The organism is Brasilonema octagenarum UFV-OR1 (assembly GCF_963888615.1).
Classification (GTDB): Bacteria; Cyanobacteriota; Cyanobacteriia; order Cyanobacteriales; family Nostocaceae; genus Brasilonema; species Brasilonema sennae.
This window is the reverse complement of record NZ_CAWPKW010000382.1, coordinates 1-24,115: the sequence shown is the minus strand read 5'-3', so window position 1 is coordinate 24,115 and position 24,115 is coordinate 1. Positions and strand designations below refer to the sequence as shown.

Sequence of the window (24,115 nt, the reverse complement as noted above, 5' to 3'; positions counted from 1 at the left end):
AACGAACCAACCCAATCTAAAATCTAAAATCGCAAATCTAAAATTGACGGATTGAAGAATTAATTTCGTCCTAAAAGGACGAGGCTTGTACCGACTAACCCCAATCTAAAATTTAAAATTTAAAATCTAAAATCTAAAATCATTTAGGTCAAACAAATGAATAACATACTACTTGTGGAGGATGACGAAGTTGATATTATGAATTTCAAACTAGCCTTCAAACAAATTAAGGTTACAAACCCACTTTTTGTTGCTGCCAATCAAATAGAACTACTAGCAATAAGAATTCATCGAAAAAAATTCTGTAAAGTAACCTTGAATTTTGCTAGATTTGAATATGCTTGAAATGGGAGGGATAAAGCTACTTTAAAAATGACGTTGCCATCCTCTTTGGAAAACAACTTATGTGGTAGTTATGATAACTTCAAACTAGGATAAAGGGGTGTAGAGACTTCTAAGCTCAATGTATCGCGAGTTTCAATAGCTTTATTAATCTCATGACAACACTAAAGAAATATTGGACATTGTGCAAAATGCCATCAGTTACCAATTTTTTCCGGAATTTGAAGTTTTAGATGAGTAATTAGTCGTTGCTAGTTATCAAATGTTGATTATGTTACCATCCGACAGCAACCATAAAATATAAAATAATTTCAACGTTATACGTCTGCTGCCAAGACATAAGAAATCATAAGAATAAAAACAATTTATTTAATGGCGATGGCTAAAAACAATGAAAGAAAAACTAAAGATTTTAATTATAGATGATGATGAAGTAGACCGGATGGCAGTGCGTTGTATCCTCAGCAAAACAGGCGTTGAAATGGAAGTGTCTGAGGTGGGTGACTTAAGAAGTGCGATCGCTCTTTTGAGTGATACTTTGTATGATTGTGTCTTTCTCGACTATTGTTTACCAGACCAAGACGGTTTAAGTCTACTCCAAAACCTGCGTTTAAACAATATCGAAGTGCCTGTTATCGTTTTGACAAGTGATGAAGATGAACAGATAGCAGTTGAATTGATGAAAGCAGGTGCTGCTGATTATATATCCAAGTCATCGAGTTTGTCATCAGAAATTTTGCTAAAGCTTTTGCGCAATGCGATCCGCGTTCACCGCGCAGAAATGCAAGTCGCCTTAGTGAATCAACAACTCCACCAAAGCAATGAACTTCTGATTCGTCAAAACCAGGAACTAGAAGTACAGCGACAACATATAGAGTTACAAAACATCAGACTCATCGAAGCATCACACCTCAAGTCGCAGTTTCTAGCAACAATATCTCATGAGTTACGGACTCCGATGAATGCGATCATTGGGTTTTCTCAGCTATTGTTACGTCCTAAGTTTGGTCAACTAACACATCAGCAAAAAGATATGCTAGAGCGTATCCTCAGTAATGCTAAGCACTTGCTGATGCTGCTGAACCAAGTTATTGACTTTTCTAAGCTAGAGGCAGGAAGGTTAGATTTCAAACCAGAAATATTTGATTTATCAAAGGTGGTCAATGCTACTGTGGAAGAGATGCGTTCTCTAGCACAGGAGAAAAATCTGTCTTTATTCATTCAAATGGACTTGCAAAACTCTTTGATGTTCAATGATCCAACACGTATACGGCAGATTTTAACCAACCTGCTTTCAAACGCCATCAAGTTTACAGAGTCTGGCAGTATAAAAGTTGAAGTGAAGGAACTGCCAGAACTAAAAGTGGAGATTGCAGTTCATGATACTGGCATAGGTATTGCTCCTGCCGATTTACAAAAGATTTTTGAACCGTTTCGCCAAGTGGATCAAAGTCTGACTCGCAAATATTCTGGTACAGGTGTGGGTTTGCCAATGATCAAAGCGTTGCTGCAAACGATGGGTGGTAACATCAGCGTGGAAAGTCAGTTGAATAATCATTCAGTCTTTCGGATTCAACTACCACGTCATATATCATCCTCAAGCCAAGAAGCTTCAGATGGAACATCAAACTTTACTCATGCTTCAGCCAGAAAACATTTTTGGAGACAGCAAGCAATTCCTTGTTTTGCTACTGAAGGTGCACACAGTAACAGTAGAGATAATTAACGTTCTCCCCCAAACTTAAGTTTGGGGGATGGTTGGGCTGATCCAGCCTATGTACAGGTTTAGCTTGTTAAAATAAATGGTTATGCTAGCACAAGACAATTCTCAAGTCGAATATATACTTGCTGTTGATGATAATCCCGATAATCTGATCTTACTTGAAACAATTTTAGAGAGTGAAGGGTATAAAGTTGAGTTAATCTCCAATGGTATGCATGCTCTGGAGCAAATTGCCCAAGATCCACCAGACTTAATTTTACTAGATGTCATGATGCCAGAAATGGATGGCTATGAAGTGACACGCCGCATTCGTCAAAATCGAGAAATATCATACATTCCTATACTGTTGATAACAGCCTACCATGATGCGAGTGTTGTCGAAGGCTTAGATGCAGGAGCAGATGATTTTATTCGCAAACCATTCGATCATGAAGAGTTACTGGCAAGAGTACGATCAATGCTACGCCTCAAGCACAGTATTGATGAACAACGAAAAATGGCACGCCAACGAGAGGACTTTGTTTCACGTCTGACTCACGATTTGCGAACCCCGCTAGTAGCCGCAGATCGGATGCTTCATTTGTTTCATCAAGAACTCTTTTGTGCTATTTCGCCAGACATGAAAGAGGCGATATTCGCCATGATTCGCAGCAACCAGAACTTGTTGGAAATGGTGAACAACCTCCTAGAAGTCTACCGCTTTGAGGCAGGTAAAAAAAATCTGCAACTTGAAACCTGCAATCTGCGGCAAATCGTAGAAGAAATTGTTCAAGAACTCACTCCTCTGGTGCTTGAGAAGGGGTTAACTATCAATATAGACTCTAGCAACTTAGATCAAAAAGACGAAACAGCAGGTGTGGTTAAAGGCGATCGCTCAGAATTACGACGAGTCACAGCCAATTTAGTTGGAAATGCCATTAAATTTACAGATACAGGAAGTGTCAACATTCGTGTATCTGAAACACCTGTCGGACCTGAAGGTAATACTTGGGTGATCATTGAAGTCCAAGATACAGGATTTGGCATCGCTCCGGAAGATCAAGCAACAATTTTTGAGCGGTTTCGTCAGGGTAAAAATAAGCGTGCTGGCAGTGGCTTGGGATTGCATCTGTCGCAGCGTATCATTGAATCACATAAGGGAACAATTGACGTTTTTTCTGAACTTGGTAAAGGCAGTCTATTTACTGTACGTCTGCCGAAATAAGCTTCACAGGACTTACGCAAAATCACGTAGTTGTGTCATTGCGACATCAGGAAGCAATCTCACAATCAAGTTCATTAGTAACTCGTGCGTAAGTCCTAGTTAAGCTATTTTCATTTCTAAGTTGCTTACTCCCTGTAAAGTGCGATCGCACTTTACGGGGATATATATTAAGTTTTATGCCGATAGGTTGACAAAACTTTACATTAACACCGATGGGAAATACTGCATTTGGAAGGTGATTTTTAGAAATTTTGACCAATATAATGTTCTCAATAGTTCGGGATTCCCGAGTTTACTAGATTTTCTAGTAAAGTTATACTACTATTGACAACTCAAAGAGTAAAGAGTGAATGTCCCTAGTTTGTCAACCCCAAATCTGAGTGACGCCTGAGAAGTTAAGTAACTAATAGCTTATAACATCACTTTTTGACTTGTCGCTGGTGGTCTAAATCTCTTGGAAAAACAATAAGCACATGACTACACCTACACCTACTCGCGGTCAAGTAGAAAGAACTTTAGCACAACGTATTCAAGCCTTGTATCGTGACCAGCTCGGTCATCAGCCTAGCAAAATCACTTGTCAACTATCGGATCAGAATGTCGTAATTATCATAGAAAATTCTATCACTAAACCAGAAAAATTGCTGCTTAAAACAGGTAACCAAGAATTAGCCGAGGAAGTTCGCTCAGATTTGGATGATGCAATTGCGCCACAACTCAAGGTATTGATTGAAGAAACTTTGAATGTTACAGTGATAGAACTCTTAAGTGATGCTACGTTAGAGACTGGTCGTACTGGCATTATTGCTATTTTGACAGATTCACCGACTATCCGCATTGCGACATCTGACTCTAACAAACTTAGTACAAAAACTTCATTTGATATTAAGTAACACTCCAAAGTCAGCGTGATCTGCTTAATCTTGACAGAGATTATAAGCTGAAGCTGGATTCAACTCTTTACATAGGTAATGGCTAACAAGAGCTTCTAGATCCTCTATCATGTAGGGTTTACTGATGTAGTCGTTAAAACCTGCACTCAAAATGCGTTCTCTATCGTCTGTACTCGCTAATGCTGTTACCGCAATAACTACAATATGACTGGTTAGAGGTTCTTGTTTTAGAGAACGCACTATATCCATGCCACTAAGACCTGGTAATAAAATATCTAGCAGTATGATGTCTGGCTGATATTCTTTTGCAACAAGTAATGTTGTTAAACCATCGTTTTGACGAATAAGCTCACAACCTAGCGACTCAAGAGTATAACTCAATAGCAGTAGGTTATCCTCATTATCTTCCACCGCTAATATTAAGGGTGGTTGAGAATTGTGCTTTTTCTGATGACTGAATAATTGTGCCTGCTTCATGTCTTCTCCAGAAGATTCATGTAAAACTCATCATCTGTCTTGAGAAAATAAACGAGGCACTCCGTAAGCGGTTATCTAGCGCTCACATTAGACTGGCTCGTGTCTCAACTGTACCAAGTTGATTATCTTTACTCACTTAATGAACTTTAAGGAAAAAATACCTCAAGCTTAAGAAGTGAGAATACACTTCCTCATTATAGGCAAAATTGAAAATATGATAGCTAGTAAACTTATAGGCACTAAATATATTTAACAATTTTTTAATGTGATACCCTGAAATATACATGTCTGCATTGCTGTATATGATACAAAGTTCATCACATTATTTAGTAAGTATTGGGTTATAAGCGTATGGGTGTAGGCGGCAAAGTGTTACACCTTTAAGCTTGTCATTTTTTGTGATTGTATAAAAATAAAAACTTTTTCTAGAGCCTTGACATACTTTGTAGTAAATATGTAGTATAAAAGTGTCAAGAAACAAAAATAGAAAATTTATAAACTAGATTAGCCTAGTACCTCGGGCGCGCAAATAAAGGTACCATACCCAAGGCGATTGCCTAGCGTCTACAAGGAGGAGCAAAAAGCTTATGATGTAAGCATGCGTGTTAGCGCACCGTGCCGTAGCCAGCGAATGCGTGAATTCCGCCGCCAAGCACTAATCTCTTCTCAGGGTACAGTTCCTTTCAAGTGAGAAACAATGACTGTAGCAACTTACACGTAAGTAGTTTATATTACGATAAAACTTTTGCCAAATCTCCTATATCAGGAGATGACAACTCCACCACTGCTGGACAACTGACAATATGGACTTTGAATACTATAGAAATGACGAAGGCGCTCCTGCTAATAGTAACCGTCAAAGTTTACTAGCAAGTGGCTGGCGACCATTCCATAGAGAGTTGGACTGGGAGTTTGTGTGGCAACTGTTGTGTCACGACAGGCAAGAATTTACGCAAAAAAGTTTTAATTTAGCAAGTAATTTCGCTGAGATATTAGGACGTCATAATTATACTTGGTGGGCTAATTTATTAAGTGTTGTCTCTGATAATACTCGTTATGAAGTAGAAAAATATTGGAATTACATCACACCCGATCCTCTGTCACCAGACTATCGTTACAAAGATATTTTAAGTACCGAAACGCCTATCGTCCAATTTGTCAGCCGCAACAGCATTCCAATTGATTATGTTCTGAATCGTCTTCAAGAAATTACTGTATTGCGCGTTTTAGATGTATTGGGATGTCCTGACATAATCACACAATATTATTTGGAACGAGATTTTTATTTTCCCGTTGAAAAATTTGTAAACTGGGAGCGTTTGGACGTTCTTAACACCGTTTATGCTTATTGGTCAAAAAATGACGTTTGGTTACAAATAAACTCTTTTGACAGAGGACGACGACAGTATACTTTATTAGCAAAAAATCTCGCTCCACTCGTTAACAAAGCGACACATGATTTAGCAATTATGCTGAGTGGATATCAAACTCGTGTGGGTAAACTTTACAGTCAGTTTCCGATTCGGAGTTTTCCTGAAGATATTCAAAACTTTACTGATTTAGTACAGCAGGCAATTCTGAATCAGAAGCAGTTAGCAGTTTTGGTACATGGAGAACCAGGTACAGGTAAAACCGCATGGACACAAGCAGTTGCTAAAGAGATTTTAGTACCTTTAGGGTATGTGATTTTTATTTTGGATCATGATGCGATCGCCAACTTTGTCCCACCCACATATCTAGAAAGAATTTGCATCATTATTAACGAGGCAGATAACTTAGCACAAAATCGTGCTACCGAAGTAGCGCAGTACAATAACAAAACCGAACATATATTGAGTTTACTAGACGGCACGCTGTACCAAAGTGTTATTGATGATTCTGGTATTCATATACAGCAGCAGTTAGTTGTGTTGATGACTTGTAACACCACAGAAAGATTAGATCCAGCAATGCTACGTAAGGGGAGAGTGGATTTAATGTGCGAGTTTACGCAACGATTTGTTTGAAGATGGTTTTTGATGATTGGATTAGCAAGCAAATTCTTGAGTGGTAAATATCTGGAATTTGTCTCGAAGGTTTTGTATAAACTATGAAGTGAGTGTCTTCCTAGACAATAACCCAATACCGTTGCTGTTAAGGATTATTTTTGATTTCACACGTGTAGAGACGTTGCCCTTCGGGTATCTCCTTCGGAGACGCTTCGCGAACGCCAGTCGCCTGCTGAGGGAAACCCTCCCGCAGCGCTGGACTCACATGCAACGTCTCTACAGAGGTTATCATTCTTGCTCCACTCGCAATGATATACCTTGAAATTTTTACGCCGACTTAACTTAGCAGTTTGCAGTTGGATGAATACGCCATTGTATGAACTCAGGTAGGCAATGCCCACCCTACCAAAATATGTATTTCAATAAGTTTCAAAGCAATAAAACCATGAAAATTCAACAACTGATTTTAGAAGCACTTAACCTTCCTACGAACGCTATTACCTATCATGTTAGTCAGGAATTAGCAGCGTTTTATCCTAAAAAAGCGTTGCTGGAAGCGAGCGATTCTGCATTTGATGTCCAAAGTTACGCCCAGGCAAACTTCTGTACTATTAAGTATGACACCTCTATCTACAACCAAATTATTTCTGGTTGGGATGGCATGGAAAACAAAATTTACAATTCGACTGAAAATGCCAGCTTTGAGGTGACATGGGAAGAACAGAAACTCGATATCCTACTCATAAGTTTTCAGGAGGGTTATTGTAAAACCAGATATCACTGGATTTTGGCTGAAAGTAAAGATATCGCTCAAAAGTTTTTTGCCGCAGTTTGTGAGTGGAACTCCGAAATCAGAAGTGAAATTTTAGTGTTTGAAGAAGGCTATTGGTCGAAAAATGAAGAGTTGTTTGAGTCTATTCAGAACGCGACTTTTGATAATCTGATTTTGCCAAGCACTCTTAAACAAGAACTTCAAGATGACTTGACAAACTTTTTTGCTTTGCGAGAAACTTACGAAGCTTACGGTTTACCTTGGAAGCGAGGAATTTTATTTATTGGCTCTCCAGGAAATGGCAAGACTCACGCAGTCAAAGCTTTGATTAATAAAATGCAGCAGCCTTGCTTATACGTCAAAAGCTTCAAATCGGAGTATAGTAATCCTCACCACAATATTCGTCAAGTCTTTCGGCAAGCACGACAGTCTGCACCCTGTCTTTTAGTCTTAGAAGATCTTGATTCTTTAGTAGAAGGAGAAAATCGTTCGTTCTTTTTGAATGAACTTGATGGTTTTGCCACAAATCTTGGAATAGTCATATTAGCCACAACTAACCATCCAGATCGTATAGATCCAGCAATTTTAAATCGTCCTAGTCGTTTTGACCGTAAATATTACTTTGAGTTGCCAGCTTTGTCAGAACGCTTAGCCTATATCAACTTGTGGAACGACAGATTTAAACCGACAATGCGCTTGTCTGAAGCCACAATCTCTCAAATTGCCGAGATGACAAATGGCTTCTCCTTCGCTTACCTCAAAGAACTATTTGTCTCATCTATGATGCTTTGGATGCAAGGGATGGAAGCAGGTGGAATCGATAAAAGCATGATTTCACTAGTTGCTGTTTTGCGACAACAAATGAGCAGTGCAACTGGTGAAAACACAGCCGCAGTAAGTACAGCATAATTCTGTCACCACCACAACTGATGTTGATGAAAATTAATCGTTTTGAAGATGCAAGTCAATTTTACGAGCAAGTGAAAGACTACTTGCTCAATCACGAAGCATTGCATAACGTGCAGCTTGCACTTTGCAACAGTTTGATTCAAAATCCCGAACACTTCGACGAAAAGCCCTATTTGACAACTGTTGAAGTAGACGGAGATGTTATTGCTGTGGCGATGAGAACACCTGGGCGAAAATTGCTGTTGTCAAAGATAGAGGATTTTGGGAGTATAGAAATCATCGCCCAAGACATACGCCAGACTCAAGAATCATTGTCACGAGTCAATGCTCCCACTGCTGAGGCAAAAGCTTTGGTGGAAGCTTGGCATTCCTTAACTGGTCAATCCTACCATCTAAAAATGGCTCTGCGTGCTTTTCAATTGGAGCAAGTGCAGCCGATTCCCAAAACAACAGGTGAGTTACGTATTGCTAGTGAGAGCGATCGCCAAGTTCTCATCCCTTGGTATGAAGCCTTTGCACTGGAAGCCTTGGGCACTGTTGAGTCAGAAGCTGAACGCAAAGTAGAGCGCCTTTTGGATCGAGGTATTGCTTACATTTGGGAAGATGAAATCCCTGTTTCAATGGCGTGCCATGTTCGTGTAATGCCCAACGGTGCAGCGGTGGGTTTAGTTTACACACCACCAGAACACCGCAGAAAAGGTTACGCTAGTGCTTGTGTGGCGGCTTTGAGCCAAACTTTACTGAATCAAGGGCATCGATATTGCTGCTTGTTCACTGATTTGGCAAACCCGACTTCTAATCACATTTACCAGGCGATCGGCTACCAGCCTGTAGGTGATTTGTCTGAATACTCGTTCACTGAAAACAAAGCCGTCAATGTCACAGCATAATTCCGTCACCATCACTGATGTAGAAGCCGCCGCCAAGCGTTTAGCTGGTGTTGCTCACCGCACCCCAGTTCTCACTTCCAGAACTGTTAACGATCGCACCAACGCTCAAGTGTTTTTCAAGTGCGAGAACTTCCAGCGCACCGGATCTTTCAAATTTAGAGGTGCATACAATGCACTATCACAGTTGTCTGAAGAACAAAAGCAAAAAGGCGTCTTGACTTTTTCTTCTGGAAATCATGCTCAAGCAACAGCACTTGCTGGACAACTGCTCAACATTCCTATAACCATCGCTATGCCTGAGGATGCTCCAGCCGTCAAGTTATCTGCGACTCGTGGATATGGCGGTGAGGTGGTTTTGTATAACCGCAAGCAAACCAACAGAGAAGAATTAGCCCAAACTCTATTAACCGAGCGAGGAGGTGTGATGATTCCTCCTTACGACCATCCTCACATCGTAGCCGGACAAGGTACAGCTGCCAAAGAACTTATTCAAGAAGTTGGTGAACTGGACTTGCTGCTCGTTTGTTGCGGTGGTGGTGGATTACTTTCTGGTTCCGCCATTGCAACCAAAGCCGTATTACCCAACTGTCGGGTGATAGGAGTAGAACCAGAACTTGCTGACGATGCGACACGTTCGTTTCACACCAAAACCCTACAAACTGTTCATAATCCAGAAACCATTGCTGACGGTGCTCGTACCCCTTATTTAGGTAAAATAACTTTCCCACTGGTGCTGCATTATGTCGATGATATGGTCACGGTATCAGAAGAAGCGATTCTACGCACCATGTTCTTTTTATGGGAACGCCTCAAAATTGTTATTGAACCGACTGGGGTGTTAGCCGCAGCGGCTTTGTTGGAAGGAGTGGTGAAAGTACCGGGGGCTAGGGTTGGTGTAATTATTAGCGGTGGAAATGTGGATTTAGCGAAAGTCGGGCAATTGTTTATTAAGTAAAGAGTAGGTAGGAAAGCTTAACTAAACAGCATGACATCTGTAAGAAGAACAATGCAAAATTCAGGAGTCAGAATTGTGACTCCCACAACCAAACAAACCAAGTTGTCAGATTTGGAATCCCACGGCTTGAGCGCTCCGAATGAGCGTAAGCGAACGCTAATGCGGAGCGCTAAGGGCGATTTCCGCAGCCGTGGGAGGATGTCAACTAATTATTCAATAATATGGAAGTAATAGGCAGCTACAAGGAAATTGATAGCCAGTAGCAACACTGCCCAACCTACACGAAAGGTATAAGGAGCTTTAGCTCCACTTTTAGCAACGTCTTCGCCTACTTTTGCAGCAGTAGCATTAGCAGCAGCTGTCTTAGCATTAGCAGTCATTGTGTTCTCTCCTATTTAAAGACTTCTTAACAAATACCAAAGAGCTGTCATATATTGGCAGATTCTTCAAGAATATTTTTGTAGACTTTGCAGCACAAATCAGCAAAAATAAACAAAATGTAGCACAAAGTCTTTTTTAGGATGGTTTAATGGTGGGTACTTTACTCCTCGACGCCTGCGTGATAAGAACTGCGAACTAGAGGACCAGAACGAACATGGCTAAATCCCATTTCTTGTGCTGTATTGCCTAATTGATCGAATTCTTCAGGTGTCCAATATTTTTGGACGGGCAAATGTTCCAAGGAAGGACGCATATACTGACCGATTGTGATGCGATCGCACCCCACTTTGCGAAGATCGACCATTGCCTCAACAACTTCCTCAACTGTTTCCCCGTGTCCCAGCATCAACCCTGACTTGGTGGGAATGCAAGAGTCGATTTCTTTAACAACTTGCAACACAAAAAGCGAGCGATCGTACTTCGCTCCTCGGCGGACTGGTCCTTGTAACCGTTGGACCGTCTCAATATTGTGATTAAAACAGGCTGGTTTCGCCTTCACTACCTTATATATACGCTCACGTTGACCTTGTTGTCCAGCACCCGCACCACCCCAGAAATCTGGTGTCAATACCTCAATTTGAGTTTCTGGGTTTAGCTGTCGGATAGTTTGCATTGTCTTGACAAAATGACCTGCTCCTTGATCTGGCAAGTCATCTCGTGCTACAGAAGTCAGCACAACATAACGTAATCCTAAAAGCTGCACTGCTTGTGCGACCTTTTGCGGTTCTTCAGAGTCAAGAGGCATGGGTGCATGACCTTTATCGACTTGACAAAATGCACAAGCTCTGGTGCAGGTTGCACCCATAAGTAAGAAAGTTGCAGTTTTTTGAGAGTAACACTCCCCTCGGTTCGGACACCGTCCCTCTTCGCAAATCGTGTGAATTTGGTGCTGCTTGATAATACGCTGTACTGTAGAAAGTTCGCTGGCTTTACCTATTGAACGACGCAACCACGTAGGCATTGCCCTGATCTGAGATTTCAGTTCGGCTTTTTGTGAAGAAGTCATAAGCATTTAACTGATGGGGAGTTTGAAGGGCTATAAGTCCCGCATTATAACGGTACTCCGTTTAGTGCCGGGATACATCGGTCCCTCATGGAAAAAAGAGGTATGGCGCGGAGCTTACGGTGAAGAAGTTAAAAGTTATATTAAATACAATTTAATGTTCTTTATCCGAGAATTTACTCTCCCCTAAATTAAGAAAAGATTGAGTATAGTGTGTTAATTGGCGAAACCACTCTCTCAACCTAAAGTATTTATTACACCAAACACTCGTGGGAACTCATAAAATTCTAGTTATCGATGACACTACAGTTGTCCGGGTAAAAGTACGGGAAATGTTACCACAAGGCAACTTCCAGGTATTGGAAGCAAGAGATGGTCTTGAAGGATTGAATCTTATCCGTCAAGAAAAACTCAGCCTGATTCTGCTGGATTTTGTGCTACCTAAAGTGAGTGGCTGGGAAGTTTTTCAGGAGATTCAATCCCAGCCAGATCTAAAAAAAATTCCTCTGCTCATTATGTCTGGTCGTAAACAAGAGGTGATGGAAAAAATCCCAGAACCCTTTGAGTATTTTGAATTTATCGAAAAGCCTTTTGACCAAAAGCAACTTATTGACGCTGTCAAATCAGCAATGAAAAAGGCTAAACAGCCACGTCAAGAACCAGTTGAGCTTTTAACAGTATCTACTACTATTGAAAAAACGGAAACTTCCAGTCAGGAGACATCAACTACTGACATTCAAATATTAAATCAAAAAATCGCCAGCATGCAAACAGAAATAGATAGTCTAAATAAACAGCTAGCTAAAGTTATGAGGTTTCTTCAACAGAGAATTAAATAATAAAAAATACTTAGAGGATGTTTGAAAAGTCATTGGCGAATATAATTCGCTACTACACAAGCAAAGTCCCTTCGGGTATCTGCTGCACGCCTACGCTACTTTGTAAGTCCCAAAGGGACACGCTTACGCGAAGGCTCAAGCCGCATGCGCTTGCGCTTACGCAGTCGCCGTGAGAGCGCAAACCCTCCTGTAGCGCTGTCTCACCACCTACGTGGACTAATGAAAAATAAGGGGTTTAGTGAACCTGCGGAGGCAGGTTTTGTCTGTGTCGCTGCGATTTCTAATCGCCAGGATATATGAAAATAAACTTTTAAAACATTCTCTTAGAAAAGTATCGTCACTTTTTGAGCTAGCTGTGGAATGTGATGCACAAGATTTTGTTGGTAGTTGCGCTTATGCACAACTACCAAAACACGACTAACTTACTGGTTGTTCATTGCACTTACTTGAGTGGTCACAACTGCTGTCGGTTGCAAAATTGAAGTATGAGCGATGGAATTGTTAGCCAGAGTAAATATCGGATTTGACAAGATTCCAGCGATGGAAGTAGCGACTAATGTCGCGATCAACCCCACCTGTAAAGGTCTATATCCCGGCAAATTCCAACTTACTTCTGGATAATTCTTCACTACCTCAGACATTTCATGAGTTTCTTTAACGACCATCATCCTAACTACGCGGATGTAGTAGTAGATGGAGACGACAGTGGTGACTAAGCCCAGTAAAACTAACCAGTACAGTCCAGCCTGCCAACCTGCCCAGAACAGGTAAATCTTACCGAAAAATCCGGCTAGTGGTGGAATACCACCCAAGGACAGTAGGGAAATACTTAACCCCAGTGTCAGGAGTGGATCTTTGTGATACAAACCAGAGTATTCCACAATTTGGTCAGTTCCTGTGCGCAGGGAGAACAGAATCACGCAGGTAAAGCCGCATAAATTCATGAACAGGTAGACCAGCAGATAAAATACCATGCTGGCATATCCTGCTTGTGTGCCTGCAACTAAGCCAATCATGACGAAGCCCGCTTGACCGATGGAAGAATACGCCAGCATCCGTTTCATGCTGGTTTGAGCAAGGGCGACGACGTTACCCAATATCATACTCAGGACCGCAAGGGCGGTGAAAACAAACTTCCATTCGTCAGCAACCAGAGGGAAGGCTGTTGTCAGCAAGCGAATCGCTAAAGCAAACCCAGCTGCTTTGGAACCAACTGATAAAAACGCAATCACTGGCGTGGGTGCGCCTTCATAAACGTCTGGTGTCCATTGGTGGAAAGGTGCAGCGGAGATTTTGAAGCCAATACCTGCAATTACGAAAACTAAAGCAATCACTAAACCTAGAGATTGACCAAAACCAGATATGGCAATTTCGCTTGCGATCGCACTCAGTTCGGTTTCTCCACCTGATAAACCGTACAACAGCGAAACTCCATACAAAAACACTGCTGTACTCGAAGCACCAATCAACAGATATTTCAGCGCTGCTTCGTTAGAGCGGGGGTCACGCTTGGTGTAACCTGTGAGCAAATAAGAGGAAATACTCAGGCATTCTAGAGAGATGAAAATCATCACCAACTCACTAGCCCCTGATAGGAACATTCCTCCCAGAGTAGCAGTTAACAAAATCGCGATGAATTCGGCTAAAGCGGTACCACTTTGTTCAATGTAGCGAATCGACATCAAAATGGTGACAGCGGCAGTTAATGCTATGAGAGCGCGAAAGACGATACTCAGATCGTCACCATTAAAGGCACCGCCAAAAGAGATCGGATTTATATTTTCCCATTCAAACAACAGGGCGACGACAGAAGCAAGTAAACCTGCAATTGCTAGATATCCAATCCAGCGTGAGGACGTCCGCCCTAAAATCAAATCAACAATCAAAACTCCCAAGAGGGTGACAATCACAATCCCCTCTGGCAGAATTGTTCCAGCGTTCAGCTGCGATGCGAGATTAGCAAAATCCATGAGCTGTATTGGTTTTGGCTATCAGACATAATGGTCTAACTGTGTTCATTCTATTGTCTTTTACTCGCGTTGCATTCACTCATGTATCAGGTGAGTGGCACCATCAGATTAAATTATGTTTAAGTTTAGTCAGCGCGATTGAAAAAATTGTTCTCATAAAATTAAGCAGACCAGCCATAGACTAATCTGCTTGCATACAAAGTGGTGGCAACAGTTTTTTATAAACTGTTCATTCCGTTAGATATTAAGTTTCGCTTTGCAAATGCTTTTTGTGCCTATTGGCGACAGACCGTGAAGCTTGATTCATCAATCATTTCAGCCCTTAATAGCGTCCCTTACCAGAATATCCACCGTTGCTTCGGTTCCCCCAGTTACCACCACCAGAGCGACCATCTTTTTCCTCACGTGGCCTTGCTTTATTGACTTTCAGCACACGATCCATCCACTCAGCACCATCTAGAGCTTCAATGGCTTTGTCCTCCGCTTGTTCTGAGTCCATTTCTACGAAACCAAAACCACGTAGGCGACCAGTTTCCCGGTCAGTGGGCAATTGAACTCGCTTTACGGTACCATACTCAGAAAAGACTTTGCTGAGGTCTTCTTGGGTAACGCTGTAGGATAGGTTACCTACGTAAATTGACATGAAATTCTCCAGAGTCCGATAGAAACAGATGTATATCCGGAGAGCCGCTTGCAGTTTTTCATCATGACAAGGTTTGAATCGCCGAATTTACCTCTTCAGACCTAATTTTATCACAACTGTATTTAAAAAAAGGTTAAATCTATTCTTTTGTGTTGATTTCAAATATTCTCTTTTACTATATTGTATGTATCAGCCATCACTTACTTAAATACTTCTTAGGACAGATGACTATATGAGATTTTTATGTAATTTCTCTTTGAGAAAGTGAATGAATACATAGCAAGAAGAAGCAAGGTATTGTAAGCTTAATTTTTGTTTTTAAGAATTTATTGGAATTTAAACTAATTTGACTTATAAAGCCGCCAAACCCCTATTCAGAGAGCTTTTTCTAATTTATAGGCTTGTTCTGATTCCGAAATATAAAATGTTTGTAACATTTGGGCTGAATTAAAGTTTAGTCTCAACTCCTGCGAATTTAGATTTACACAAAAAATTCTTGTGAATGAAGAAAAACTGAAAGTAGAAGTCGCTCCACCAAGTCAGCTTATACCCTTTCACAAAAATGCTGATACATTTGACTCCCCCAACTTGCCCAACTTGCCCAACTTGCCCAACTTGCCCAACTCCCCCACTTACCTATATGTATCAATTTTCAAGTGAAACGGTATTAGGGGCTTGCCGCAGAGTAGAACACGTAGACGCCCTCCGGTGGGGTGCTTTACGTAGAGTATAAATGAGAGTTTGAGAAAGTTTTTGCGTAAATCCTATAAAATAACGTCACCAAGACAAAATGCTTCTATCGTTTTTTGTCTAGGAAGTTAATTCATACCCCGGATTACAAATGGTGTTAAATTTGATTTCATTTTGGCATAATCGACACAAATCTAGTTGTTATGTAATTCTATAACAATTCAACTTGAGGGATTTTGAAAACAGTAGTCGCCAATTATGCCGATCATAAGTTAAAGATTGAAATAACTAGAAACTCACACACCCACTGTCCATACCTTCCATCTGGGAGGTAATTGTGCTAAGCATCGGCGACTTTCGCCATTGCGGGCAGTTTGTGTAAGGATAAAATCACAGATCGCTCAGCGTGAGGTTTTAGCTTAACCGATACGCTCTTAACGATTTAATTGACTGTTTAGCTTAGCAGCTATTCTTTGTTTGAAATTTCCATGTCAACTCTTGTCATCGTCGAATCTCCGACCAAAGCTCGTACCATTCGCAACTACCTGCCAAGAGACTACCGGGTGGAAGCGTCTATGGGTCATGTACGTGACCTTCCTCAATCAGCAACTGAAATTCCCGCCAATGTCAAGGGGGAGAAATGGGCACAACTCGGGGTAAATGTAGACGCCGACTTTGAACCGCTGTATGTCGTCCCTAAAGATAAAAAGAAAGTTGTCACTCAGCTCAAAGACGCCCTTAAAGATGTAGATGAACTGATTCTGGCAACGGATGAAGACCGGGAAGGTGAAAGCATCAGTTGGCATTTATACCAGTTGCTCAAGCCAAAAGTTCCTACAAAGCGGATGGTGTTTCACGAAATTACCTCTGACGCCATCAAGAAAGCCTTGAAAAACTGCCGCAATATTGACGAACAGCTAGTTCGTGCTCAAGAAACGCGGCGGATTTTGGATAGACTTGTGGGCTATACCCTGTCTCCCCTGCTGTGGAAAAAAATCGCTTGGGGACTATCTGCTGGACGTGTACAGTCTGTTGCTGTGCGGCTGTTGGTCAACCGGGAACGTCAACGCCGTGCTTTCCGCCAAGGTTCTTACTGGGACTTGAAAGCAACGTTAAATCCCCCTGATTCTCCCAAAGCACAATCATTTACTTCCCAACTGGTAACACTAGGAGGAACAAGGCTGGCGAATGGCGGTGATTTTGATGCCGCCACAGGGAAAATCCCCTCAGATCGCACTGTTATCTTGCTCAATCAAGAGCAAGCACAAGCCCTGAAAGAACGTCTAACAGGAAAAACTTGGAAAGTCACAGACCTTGAGGAACGTCCTGTTACGCGTAAACCCGCGCCACCTTTTACCACCTCGACTCTACAGCAGGAATCTAACCGCAAACTGCGCCTTAGCGCACGGGACACAATGCGAGTTGCCCAGAATTTGTACGAACAAGGATATATTACCTATATGCGTACAGATTCGGTGCATTTGTCGGATCAGGCGATCGCCGCCGCCCGTGACAGTGTAGACAAACTTTACGGCAAAGATTACCTCAGTCCTCAACCGAGGCAATACACCACCAAATCCAAAGGCGCACAAGAAGCCCACGAGGCAATTCGCCCCGCAGGTAGTACCTTCCGCACTCCCCAAGAAACAGGCTTAAGCGGTCGGGAGTACCAAGTGTACGACCTGATTTGGAAGCGTACCGTCGCCAGCCAAATGGCAGACTCTCGCCAAACTCAAATTATCATGCAACTGCTCGTGGAAGATGCTGGTTTTCGCTCTTCTGGCAAACGCATCGACTTTCCGGGATTCTTGCGCGCTTATGTGGAAGGTTCTGACGATCCAGAGGCGGCGCTGGAAGACCAAGAAGTCATCTTGCCTAATCTCAAAGTGGGGGATAGTCCCAAATGCACTGATTTAGAAGCAGTTGGTCACGAAACCCAACCTCCAGCGAGATACACCGAAGCAACCTTAGTGAAAACTCTCGAAAGCGAAGGCATTGGGCGTCCCAGCACCTACGCTAGCATCATTGGCACCATTATTGATAAAGGTTATGCCCAATTGGTGAGTAATGCTCTGGTACCCACCTTTACTGCTTTTGCCGTCACAGAACTGTTGGAAAAATATTTTCCTGATGTTGTTGATCCCAGCTTTACCTCTAAGATGGAGCAAACCCTGGATGACATTTCCACAGGTGAAGCTCAGTGGTTACCCTACCTCAAGGAATTCTATTTGGGAGACAAAGGTTTAGAAACCTTGGTAAAGGAACAGGAAAGCCAAATAGATGCCAATGTTGCCCGGACAGTGGAACTAGAAAACCTAGATGCCAAAGTCCGCATTGGTAAGTATGGTGCTTATATAGAAAAAGAGAATGGTGATGGTGTTGTCACCGCTTCCATTCCCAAAGACCTGACTCCTGCTGATCTTGACCCCGAAAAGGTAGAAACACTGCTGCGGCAAAAAATTGTCGGCCCAGACGAACTAGGTATTCATCCAGAAACGGGTGAAACAATTTACGTCAAAATCGGTCCTTACGGTCCCTACGTACAATTAGGAGATAAAACAGAGGAAAACTCAAAACCCAAACAAGCTTCCTTACCCAAAGGAATAACGTCAGAAAATGTCACCCTTGAGACAGCTATTGGTCTTTTGTCACTACCGCGAACACTGGGGGTTCATCCACAAACAGGCGCTCAAATCCAAGCCAATTTAGGACGCTTTGGACCTTACGTTGTTCATAATCAAACTGGTGAAAAAGATTACCGTTCCCTGAAAGCTAGTGATGACATATTGACAATTTCCTTAGGGCGTGCATTGGAACTGTTGTCTGAACCGAAAAAAGGACGCAGCACCAGAAACAGTAAGTCAAAGGCGGCTGAACGGGAATTAGGTGCTCACCCAGAAGATGGTGAACCAGTTAATATCTACAATGGCCCCTACGGGCCTTACATTAAGCACGGCAAAACTAATGTGAGCATTCCAGAAGGTATATCCGTAAGCGATGTGACTCTTGCTTCAGCCCTGGAGTGGTTAGCATCCAAAGCATCAACAGCAAAATCGACTCGGAAAACTACAACGAAATCAAGCAGTTCTAGCTCTAAATCAAGGACTAAATCGTCAACTACCACCGCAAAAAAAACAAAAAAGGCTAGTTAAGCTAAGAGGTTGACATCATCGAGTCGTATGAACGTTACGAGCTAAATGTTTGATGAATGGCGATCGCATGATTGCGCGGGCTTTGCCCCATCGCGGAGCGCGCCCTACGCCCCAAAGGGGCGCAGCGACTTTGCCCCAAATCTTCGATTTGGGGAGGGGGTTTCCTCCAGAAACCCCCGCTCGCGTGTACGGGCGATCGCTACTCATATAGCGCGAAAATGTTTGATGACACACAAAGAGCGCCCCAAAGGGGCGCTCGCCCTCAGAATCCAGCATAAAGGCGTTAATTATGTACAGAAGAAGGATAAATGCTTTTGTTTACAAGCGCTTGCCAACTTTAAATACACAAAAACAAAAGAATTCATAAAAATGAAAAAATCTTGAACTCCCTTAAGTTCTATACCCATCAAACCTTCCTTAGTAAGATGCGGTCTGTAACAGGGATGATATGATACTCTAAAATGTAGAAGAGAAAACAACATCAAATTGTCACGTATTCACAGAGTGTAAACTATCATAGTATTAAGCTGAGGGTGCAAAAATACTCTGGTTTCTCCGTGAAAAATTATAAACATAGTTGGTAGTATCTCGGGAGCGGTCAGTTCAATGGACTATATAGAAAAGGTGCTAGAAAAGCTAAAGGATTTGGCACGCAAGCTCATAGAAGCTCTTTTGGGACCAGAAGCGGAACCGGAACCAGAACTGATTCCGATTCCAGTTGATGATCGTTCACGCCGTCGATAAGAAGCTAACCGTGCTAGATTTAACCGATCGCCCCATAAGTATTCTGGTACTGCATGGACCAAACCTGAATTTACTGGGACAGCGAGAGCCGGGCATATATGGTTCGTTGACATTGGCTGAAATTGATCGCTCCTTAGAACAAGAAGGAGAAAAATTACAGGCAAAAATCTCTCATCTACAATCAAATTATGAAGGCGCTCTAGTAGATGCGATTCATCAAGCAGTAGGGAAACACCAGGGAATTTTAATCAACGCAGGGGCATACACTCACACGAGTGTAGCTTTGCGGGATGCGATCGCTGGTGTTAATTTACCTACAGTTGAAGTACACCTAAGCAACATCTACCAGCGGGAAGAGTTTCGCCATCATTCATACATAGCCCCAGTAGCCATAGGACAGATTAGTGGTTTTGGGGCACAAAGTTATTTATTAGGGTTGCAGGCATTAGTGCATTATATAAGAAAGTAAAAAAATAAAAAAGTTGTTTTGACTTTTCACTTTCTTTGTGATATGCGCTATTCTCTCGCAAGTCGGTTTAAAGGCACAATACTCGGGGCAATTATTGGAGAACAAATAGCTTTCAGTCGTAGCAAGCAGTTACAGAGTGCCGGGACGTTGAAAGTACCATCATTGCACTGGAGTAACATGGCTATTTTATATGCTGAAAGTTTGATTTCTTTAGGTAGATTAGAGACACAAAATTGGCAAAAACCTCAACAACAAGAGTTTACGAACTTGAAAAATAGCTATGGAGCTATTCTCGCCACATTGCCAGTGGCGCTATTTTTTCATGACAATACAGTAAAACTGCGACAAAACTTACTGCTGGCGACGGAAATTTGGCAGGATGATCCAGTCGTACGAGATGGAACACTAGCAGTGGGCTATGCGATCGCGAGATCTCTGACAGAAAAACTCTCTCCACAAACCCTAATTTCTCAGACTATCTCTTTTGTTGGGGAAACGCAGACAAACTTGCCACAACAATTATTAGAAGTGAATAATTTGTTAGAACATGGTGCGGGGTTAAAAACGGTACAAAGCGAGTTGGGTAAGGAAGAAAAGTTAAGTAACATCATTGCCTTGGCTTTTTACTGCTTTCTTGGTACCATAGAAGACTTTCGTCTTTCAATTTTGCGATCAATTCAAGATAGTTATAGCTATTCGGCAATAGGTGCCATGACTGGTGCTTTATCAGGAGCATACAACAGTGCAGTTGGTATTCCTGTTACTTGGCAACTTATGCTTCTACAACAGAGACCGGCACAAGACAGCAAACTAGCTGACTCTTCTAAGATGGTAGAATTAGCTAACGCAATTATGGCTGTATGGTCAGGAGTATATAACCTTGCTTCGCATCCAGATCAAGTCAACGAAGAAAGTGGTGCTATGACACCTCCTCTATTGTCTTTACAGGCAACAGCAGCTCCTCACGTCATTCGGTTACGTTAACATTTTTTCATCGCCAAATGTGACTGATTCCAAAATATCAAAGGCTACAAAGTGATTTAAACTCGAATCAATCAACTAACTTTTCATTCTAGTATTAAAAAGAAAATCTCAATTTCATCTGTGTAGGTAGCTATAGTGGCAAATCGGCTTCAAGTATATTCCCGTCCTAGATTGTCTTGTATTAAGTTATCAAAGTAAGTAACTGCGGTCATTGGTGATGAAAACGCAGCAATTTTTTCAGTCCTTGACTCAGAAGCTGACTTTCTGGCGGCGACAGTACAAAGTGCGACATTGTCATACTACATCATCAAAAACAAGCCGAAAAGACGGATACCGATCAGCAAGAGTGTCACGCTCAATTGACAAATCACTCAAAGATAAAAATGGTATTGACGCAGTGAGTTCGCGCTGGGTGAAAGTCAGGCGCTCATGCATTGTTTTCGTGATCACAGTTGTCTGCATAACAGCGGTTATGGGGCAAAAGTTATACAAGCAACCACAGTTGCAAGTGGGGACTGTTGCGCCACAGACAATCAGAGCACCAGCTACTGCGAAAATCGAAAATAAGAAAAAAACAGCCCAAAAGCGCCAAGCTGCAACAAAAAGTTCCTTACCAGTTCTCATGGTGGATGAACGCATCAACGCAGAAATTGAGCAAAATTTACAAGAGATTTTGCAAGAGGGGAACGAAATTCGTGCAACAATTGGCTCTTTTCCTTTTTTTGACACTTTGGTTTTATCCGTCTCTACCCAGCGTTACCTGCGTTCGTGTTCTCATTGGGAATGGCAAGCACTGCTGTTAGCTGTAGAAAATACTGACAAGAAAAAATTGACGATGTTGCTTCAAAAGCCGACAAGTCAAAGAGAACAGAAGGATGCGACAACACGGAGAAATGAGAATACAAGACAAGTTTCTGCTTTTGCCTCACCCTTCGGCTACGCTCAAGGCAAGCCGTATCAGACTGCTTCCATAACAAAAGAAGCTTCTGGTAGTCAAATGCAAGCCTCATCCCCAACATCACAACAACGCTCTGTTTCAGGTTCTTACGCACCTAATACTCAAGACTTAAAAGCAAATGATTTGTTCCAAAACATTGGTTTTGCACAAGCAGTGGCAGAATTACAAGCATACCGCCTCATAAGTTCCAAGCAAAATTTTTCTTCCGTAATCGCTCACATTACAAAAACACGGCAGGGATACGCTCAAGCAAAATCTAAACTGACAGATTTGGTGATTGCCAAACCAGAGATAGTATACGATGAAGCTTCTATTCTCAACTTGTCAGATGAATATTGGACAAAAATAAAAATAGAAGTCCAGCAAAGTTTAGAGCGAATTCTTACCCAAGGCATTTCACCGGGACTACCACAAAATATCCTACAAAATACAGTCAGTATACAAGTGCAGACGTTCGTACCGAAAGATGCCGAACCCTTAGCAAGTAGACTTTTGTTAGCTGTACTTAAGCCAAATCTGAAAACAGATCAATTACAAACGCAGCTTAGAAGTGCAAAGATAGCTGCTCAAGTAGAACCTGTGACTACTACTGTTTATAAAGGTGAGGTGATTGTCCGTCAACAACAGAAGGTGAGTGCGTGGAATTTTGACGTACTAGAGCATTATCACCTGATTCAGCGTGAGATTTCTTGGCTGGGATTGATACAGTTAGGGAGTCTTGTCAGCGCGTGTGTTGGTGTTTTTGCAATCGTAGAACAGCGGATCAAGCACTCCATTCGGCAAAGGGATCGCCTATTGGTATTGCTGCTAAGCCTAAGTGTACCATTGGTAATTATGATGGGTACACCTTACACCACCTGGAGTGCTGTTGGGTTATTGTTAGGTAGCTTTTATGGACCAACTTTGGGCGTGACTGTTGTAGGATTGCTGTCACTACTGCTACCCATCAGTCTAGAAATAAGTCTAATTGGTCTTGTCGCCGGTGTATCAGGAGGACTTTTAGGCTGTTGCGTTGCACAACGGCTGCGATCGCGTGAAGAATTAGCACTTCTGAGTCTTGCGATCGCCTTAACACAAGGCGGTGTCTACTTAATCATCAAACTTTTGCTCACTGCTGTATTCGGAGTTCCAGTCCACTATCTTGTACTAGAAAAAGCAGGATTATTTGCTTTATCCGGCTTAGTATGGAGCATAGTGGGCATGGGGTTGAGTGCTTATTTAGAAAAACTATTTGACTTAGTCACTCCAATTCGCCTAGCAGAACTGGCAAACCCTAATCGCCTTTTATTGAAAAAACTTGCGACTGAAACTCCTGGGACTTTTCAGCATACCCTTTTTGTCGCGACTCTTGCCGAAGCTGCTGCCAAACAGCTAGGATGCAACGTCGAACTTGTTAGGGCTGGTACATTATACCACGATATCGGCAAAATACACGACCCAATGGCATTTATTGAAAATCAAATGGGGAGACCGAATAAACACGATACAGAAATTAACGATCCTTGGATGAGTGCGTACATTATCAAAAAGCACGTGAGTGAAGGATTGGCGATCGCGCGCAAGCACAGTTTGCCTTCTTTAGTTCAAGCTTTTATTCCAGAACATCAGGGAACAATGCAAATTTCCTATTTCTATCACCAAGCAAAGCAAATGGCGCTCTTAGATCCAAGTTTAAAAGTAAACGAGGCAGATTTCCGCTACGATGGTCCGATACCCCAGTCACGGGAAACAGCAATCGTTATGTTGGCAGATTCTTGTGAAGCGGCGCTGCGATCGCTCACAGACGCCAAACCAGAACAAGCCTTAGCAATGCTGAACAACATCCTCCGCGCCAGATGGCAAGACAATCAAATGGTAGATTCAGGCTTAACACGAGAGGAAATGACCCAAATTGCCGAAATTTTCGTGCAAGTTTGGCAGCAATTCCATCATAAACGCATTGCTTACCCGAAGTTAAGTGTAGCAAAAGAAGGAACGCTTAACAGTGAACAGTCAACAGTCAACAGTAAACAGTGAACGCTTAACAGTGAACAATTGATCACTGGTAACTGGTAACTGATAACTGATAA

General features: G+C 42.1%; 21 protein-coding genes. 14 read left to right on the top strand and 7 right to left on the bottom strand.

What is annotated here, in order from left to right; translation table 11 throughout:
* Nucleotides 1-156 precede the first annotated feature (156 nt).
* The 4 genes from AC5590_RS33920 (at nucleotide 157) to AC5590_RS33905 (ending at nucleotide 4,162) form a co-directional block, all read left to right on the top strand.
* Nucleotides 157-345, top strand: a complete 189-nt coding sequence (locus AC5590_RS33920; protein WP_248277367.1) for a response regulator — start codon at nucleotides 157-159, stop codon at nucleotides 343-345.
* A 388-nt stretch (nucleotides 346-733) separates the two neighbouring features.
* The gene (locus AC5590_RS33915; RefSeq protein WP_169267607.1) at nucleotides 734-2,068 is read left to right on the top strand and encodes an ATP-binding response regulator; all 1,335 of its coding nucleotides are present in this window, start codon (nucleotides 734-736) and stop codon (nucleotides 2,066-2,068) included.
* An 82-nt stretch (nucleotides 2,069-2,150) separates the two neighbouring features.
* Nucleotides 2,151-3,269, top strand: coding sequence for a hybrid sensor histidine kinase/response regulator (locus tag AC5590_RS33910; RefSeq protein WP_169267606.1), 1,119 nt, complete (start codon nucleotides 2,151-2,153; stop codon nucleotides 3,267-3,269).
* Nucleotides 3,270-3,742: 473 nt separating this feature from the next.
* A complete protein-coding gene (locus AC5590_RS33905) occupies nucleotides 3,743-4,162 on the top strand; it encodes a Na-translocating system protein MpsC family protein (protein ID WP_169267605.1) in 420 nt (139 codons plus the stop codon).
* Between the two features lie 24 nt (nucleotides 4,163-4,186).
* On the opposite strand, the gene AC5590_RS33900 is transcribed toward AC5590_RS33905, so the two are convergent.
* Nucleotides 4,187-4,639: a response regulator gene (locus AC5590_RS33900; RefSeq protein ID WP_169267604.1), complete on the bottom strand. Its 453-nt coding sequence runs from the start codon at nucleotides 4,637-4,639 to the stop codon at nucleotides 4,187-4,189.
* A gap of 803 nt (nucleotides 4,640-5,442) precedes the next feature.
* On the opposite strand from AC5590_RS33900, the gene AC5590_RS33895 reads away from it, so the two are divergent.
* Complete coding sequence (locus AC5590_RS33895; protein ID WP_169267603.1) at nucleotides 5,443-6,645, top strand: AAA family ATPase; 1,203 nt, start codon at nucleotides 5,443-5,445, stop codon at nucleotides 6,643-6,645.
* A gap of 127 nt (nucleotides 6,646-6,772) precedes the next feature.
* Here the strand turns inward: AC5590_RS33895 and AC5590_RS33890 are convergent, their stop codons facing one another.
* Nucleotides 6,773-6,919, bottom strand: coding sequence for a hypothetical protein (locus AC5590_RS33890; RefSeq protein WP_169267602.1), 147 nt, complete (start codon nucleotides 6,917-6,919; stop codon nucleotides 6,773-6,775).
* Between the two features lie 153 nt (nucleotides 6,920-7,072).
* Here AC5590_RS33890 and AC5590_RS33885 point away from each other — a divergent pair, with 153 nt between their 5' ends.
* From AC5590_RS33885 to AC5590_RS33875, 3 genes are read left to right on the top strand one after another with little or no spacing between them, the layout of a single operon-like run.
* The gene (locus AC5590_RS33885; protein WP_169267601.1) at nucleotides 7,073-8,308 is read left to right on the top strand and encodes an AAA family ATPase; all 1,236 of its coding nucleotides are present in this window, start codon (nucleotides 7,073-7,075) and stop codon (nucleotides 8,306-8,308) included.
* Nucleotides 8,309-8,334: 26 nt separating this feature from the next.
* On the top strand, nucleotides 8,335-9,198 hold the full coding sequence (locus AC5590_RS33880) for a GNAT family N-acetyltransferase (RefSeq protein WP_169267600.1): 864 nt from the start codon (nucleotides 8,335-8,337) through the stop codon (nucleotides 9,196-9,198).
* Nucleotides 9,185-10,153 (top strand): threo-3-hydroxy-L-aspartate ammonia-lyase, encoded by a 969-nt coding sequence (locus tag AC5590_RS33875; RefSeq protein ID WP_169267599.1) that lies wholly within the window; start codon nucleotides 9,185-9,187, stop codon nucleotides 10,151-10,153. The genes AC5590_RS33880 and AC5590_RS33875 overlap by 14 nt, the downstream gene beginning before the upstream one ends.
* A 209-nt stretch (nucleotides 10,154-10,362) precedes the next feature.
* Here the strand turns inward: AC5590_RS33875 and AC5590_RS33870 are convergent, their stop codons facing one another.
* Nucleotides 10,363-10,533: a photosystem I protein PsaX gene (locus AC5590_RS33870; protein ID WP_169267598.1), complete on the bottom strand. Its 171-nt coding sequence runs from the start codon at nucleotides 10,531-10,533 to the stop codon at nucleotides 10,363-10,365.
* 161 nt (nucleotides 10,534-10,694) lie between these two features.
* Nucleotides 10,695-11,600, bottom strand: coding sequence for a lipoyl synthase (lipA, locus tag AC5590_RS33865; RefSeq protein ID WP_169267597.1), 906 nt, complete (start codon nucleotides 11,598-11,600; stop codon nucleotides 10,695-10,697).
* Between the two features lie 266 nt (nucleotides 11,601-11,866).
* On the opposite strand from lipA, the gene AC5590_RS33860 reads away from it, so the two are divergent.
* Complete coding sequence (locus tag AC5590_RS33860) at nucleotides 11,867-12,436, top strand: response regulator (protein WP_169267596.1); 570 nt, start codon at nucleotides 11,867-11,869, stop codon at nucleotides 12,434-12,436.
* Between the two features lie 422 nt (nucleotides 12,437-12,858).
* On the opposite strand, the gene AC5590_RS33855 is transcribed toward AC5590_RS33860, so the two are convergent.
* Both AC5590_RS33855 and rbp read right to left on the bottom strand, forming a co-directional pair.
* On the bottom strand, nucleotides 12,859-14,406 hold the full coding sequence (locus tag AC5590_RS33855) for an NAD(P)H-quinone oxidoreductase subunit N (protein ID WP_169267595.1): 1,548 nt from the start codon (nucleotides 14,404-14,406) through the stop codon (nucleotides 12,859-12,861).
* A gap of 322 nt (nucleotides 14,407-14,728) precedes the next feature.
* Complete coding sequence (rbp, locus tag AC5590_RS33850) at nucleotides 14,729-15,049, bottom strand: RNA-binding regulator (RefSeq protein WP_169267594.1); 321 nt, start codon at nucleotides 15,047-15,049, stop codon at nucleotides 14,729-14,731.
* Between the two features lie 1,178 nt (nucleotides 15,050-16,227).
* Here rbp and topA point away from each other — a divergent pair.
* A complete protein-coding gene (gene topA / locus AC5590_RS33845; protein WP_169267593.1) occupies nucleotides 16,228-18,891 on the top strand; it encodes a type I DNA topoisomerase in 2,664 nt (887 codons plus the stop codon).
* A 15-nt stretch (nucleotides 18,892-18,906) separates the two neighbouring features.
* Here the strand turns inward: topA and AC5590_RS33840 are convergent, their stop codons facing one another.
* Nucleotides 18,907-19,167: a hypothetical protein gene (locus tag AC5590_RS33840; protein WP_169267592.1), complete on the bottom strand. Its 261-nt coding sequence runs from the start codon at nucleotides 19,165-19,167 to the stop codon at nucleotides 18,907-18,909.
* 330 nt (nucleotides 19,168-19,497) lie between these two features.
* On the opposite strand from AC5590_RS33840, the gene AC5590_RS33835 reads away from it, so the two are divergent.
* The 4 genes from AC5590_RS33835 to AC5590_RS33820 all read left to right on the top strand — a co-directional run bounded on the left by AC5590_RS33835 (nucleotide 19,498) and on the right by AC5590_RS33820 (nucleotide 24,062).
* Nucleotides 19,498-19,635: a hypothetical protein gene (locus AC5590_RS33835; RefSeq protein WP_169267591.1), complete on the top strand. Its 138-nt coding sequence runs from the start codon at nucleotides 19,498-19,500 to the stop codon at nucleotides 19,633-19,635.
* Complete coding sequence (aroQ, locus tag AC5590_RS33830; protein WP_169267590.1) at nucleotides 19,613-20,104, top strand: type II 3-dehydroquinate dehydratase; 492 nt, start codon at nucleotides 19,613-19,615, stop codon at nucleotides 20,102-20,104. Before AC5590_RS33835 ends, aroQ begins: the two co-directional genes overlap by 23 nt.
* A gap of 42 nt (nucleotides 20,105-20,146) precedes the next feature.
* Nucleotides 20,147-21,088, top strand: coding sequence for an ADP-ribosylglycohydrolase family protein (locus AC5590_RS33825; protein WP_169267589.1), 942 nt, complete (start codon nucleotides 20,147-20,149; stop codon nucleotides 21,086-21,088).
* A gap of 217 nt (nucleotides 21,089-21,305) precedes the next feature.
* Entirely contained in the window at nucleotides 21,306-24,062 is a 2,757-nt protein-coding gene (locus tag AC5590_RS33820) for an HD family phosphohydrolase (RefSeq protein WP_248277366.1), read from the top strand.
* Nucleotides 24,063-24,115 lie beyond the last annotated feature (53 nt).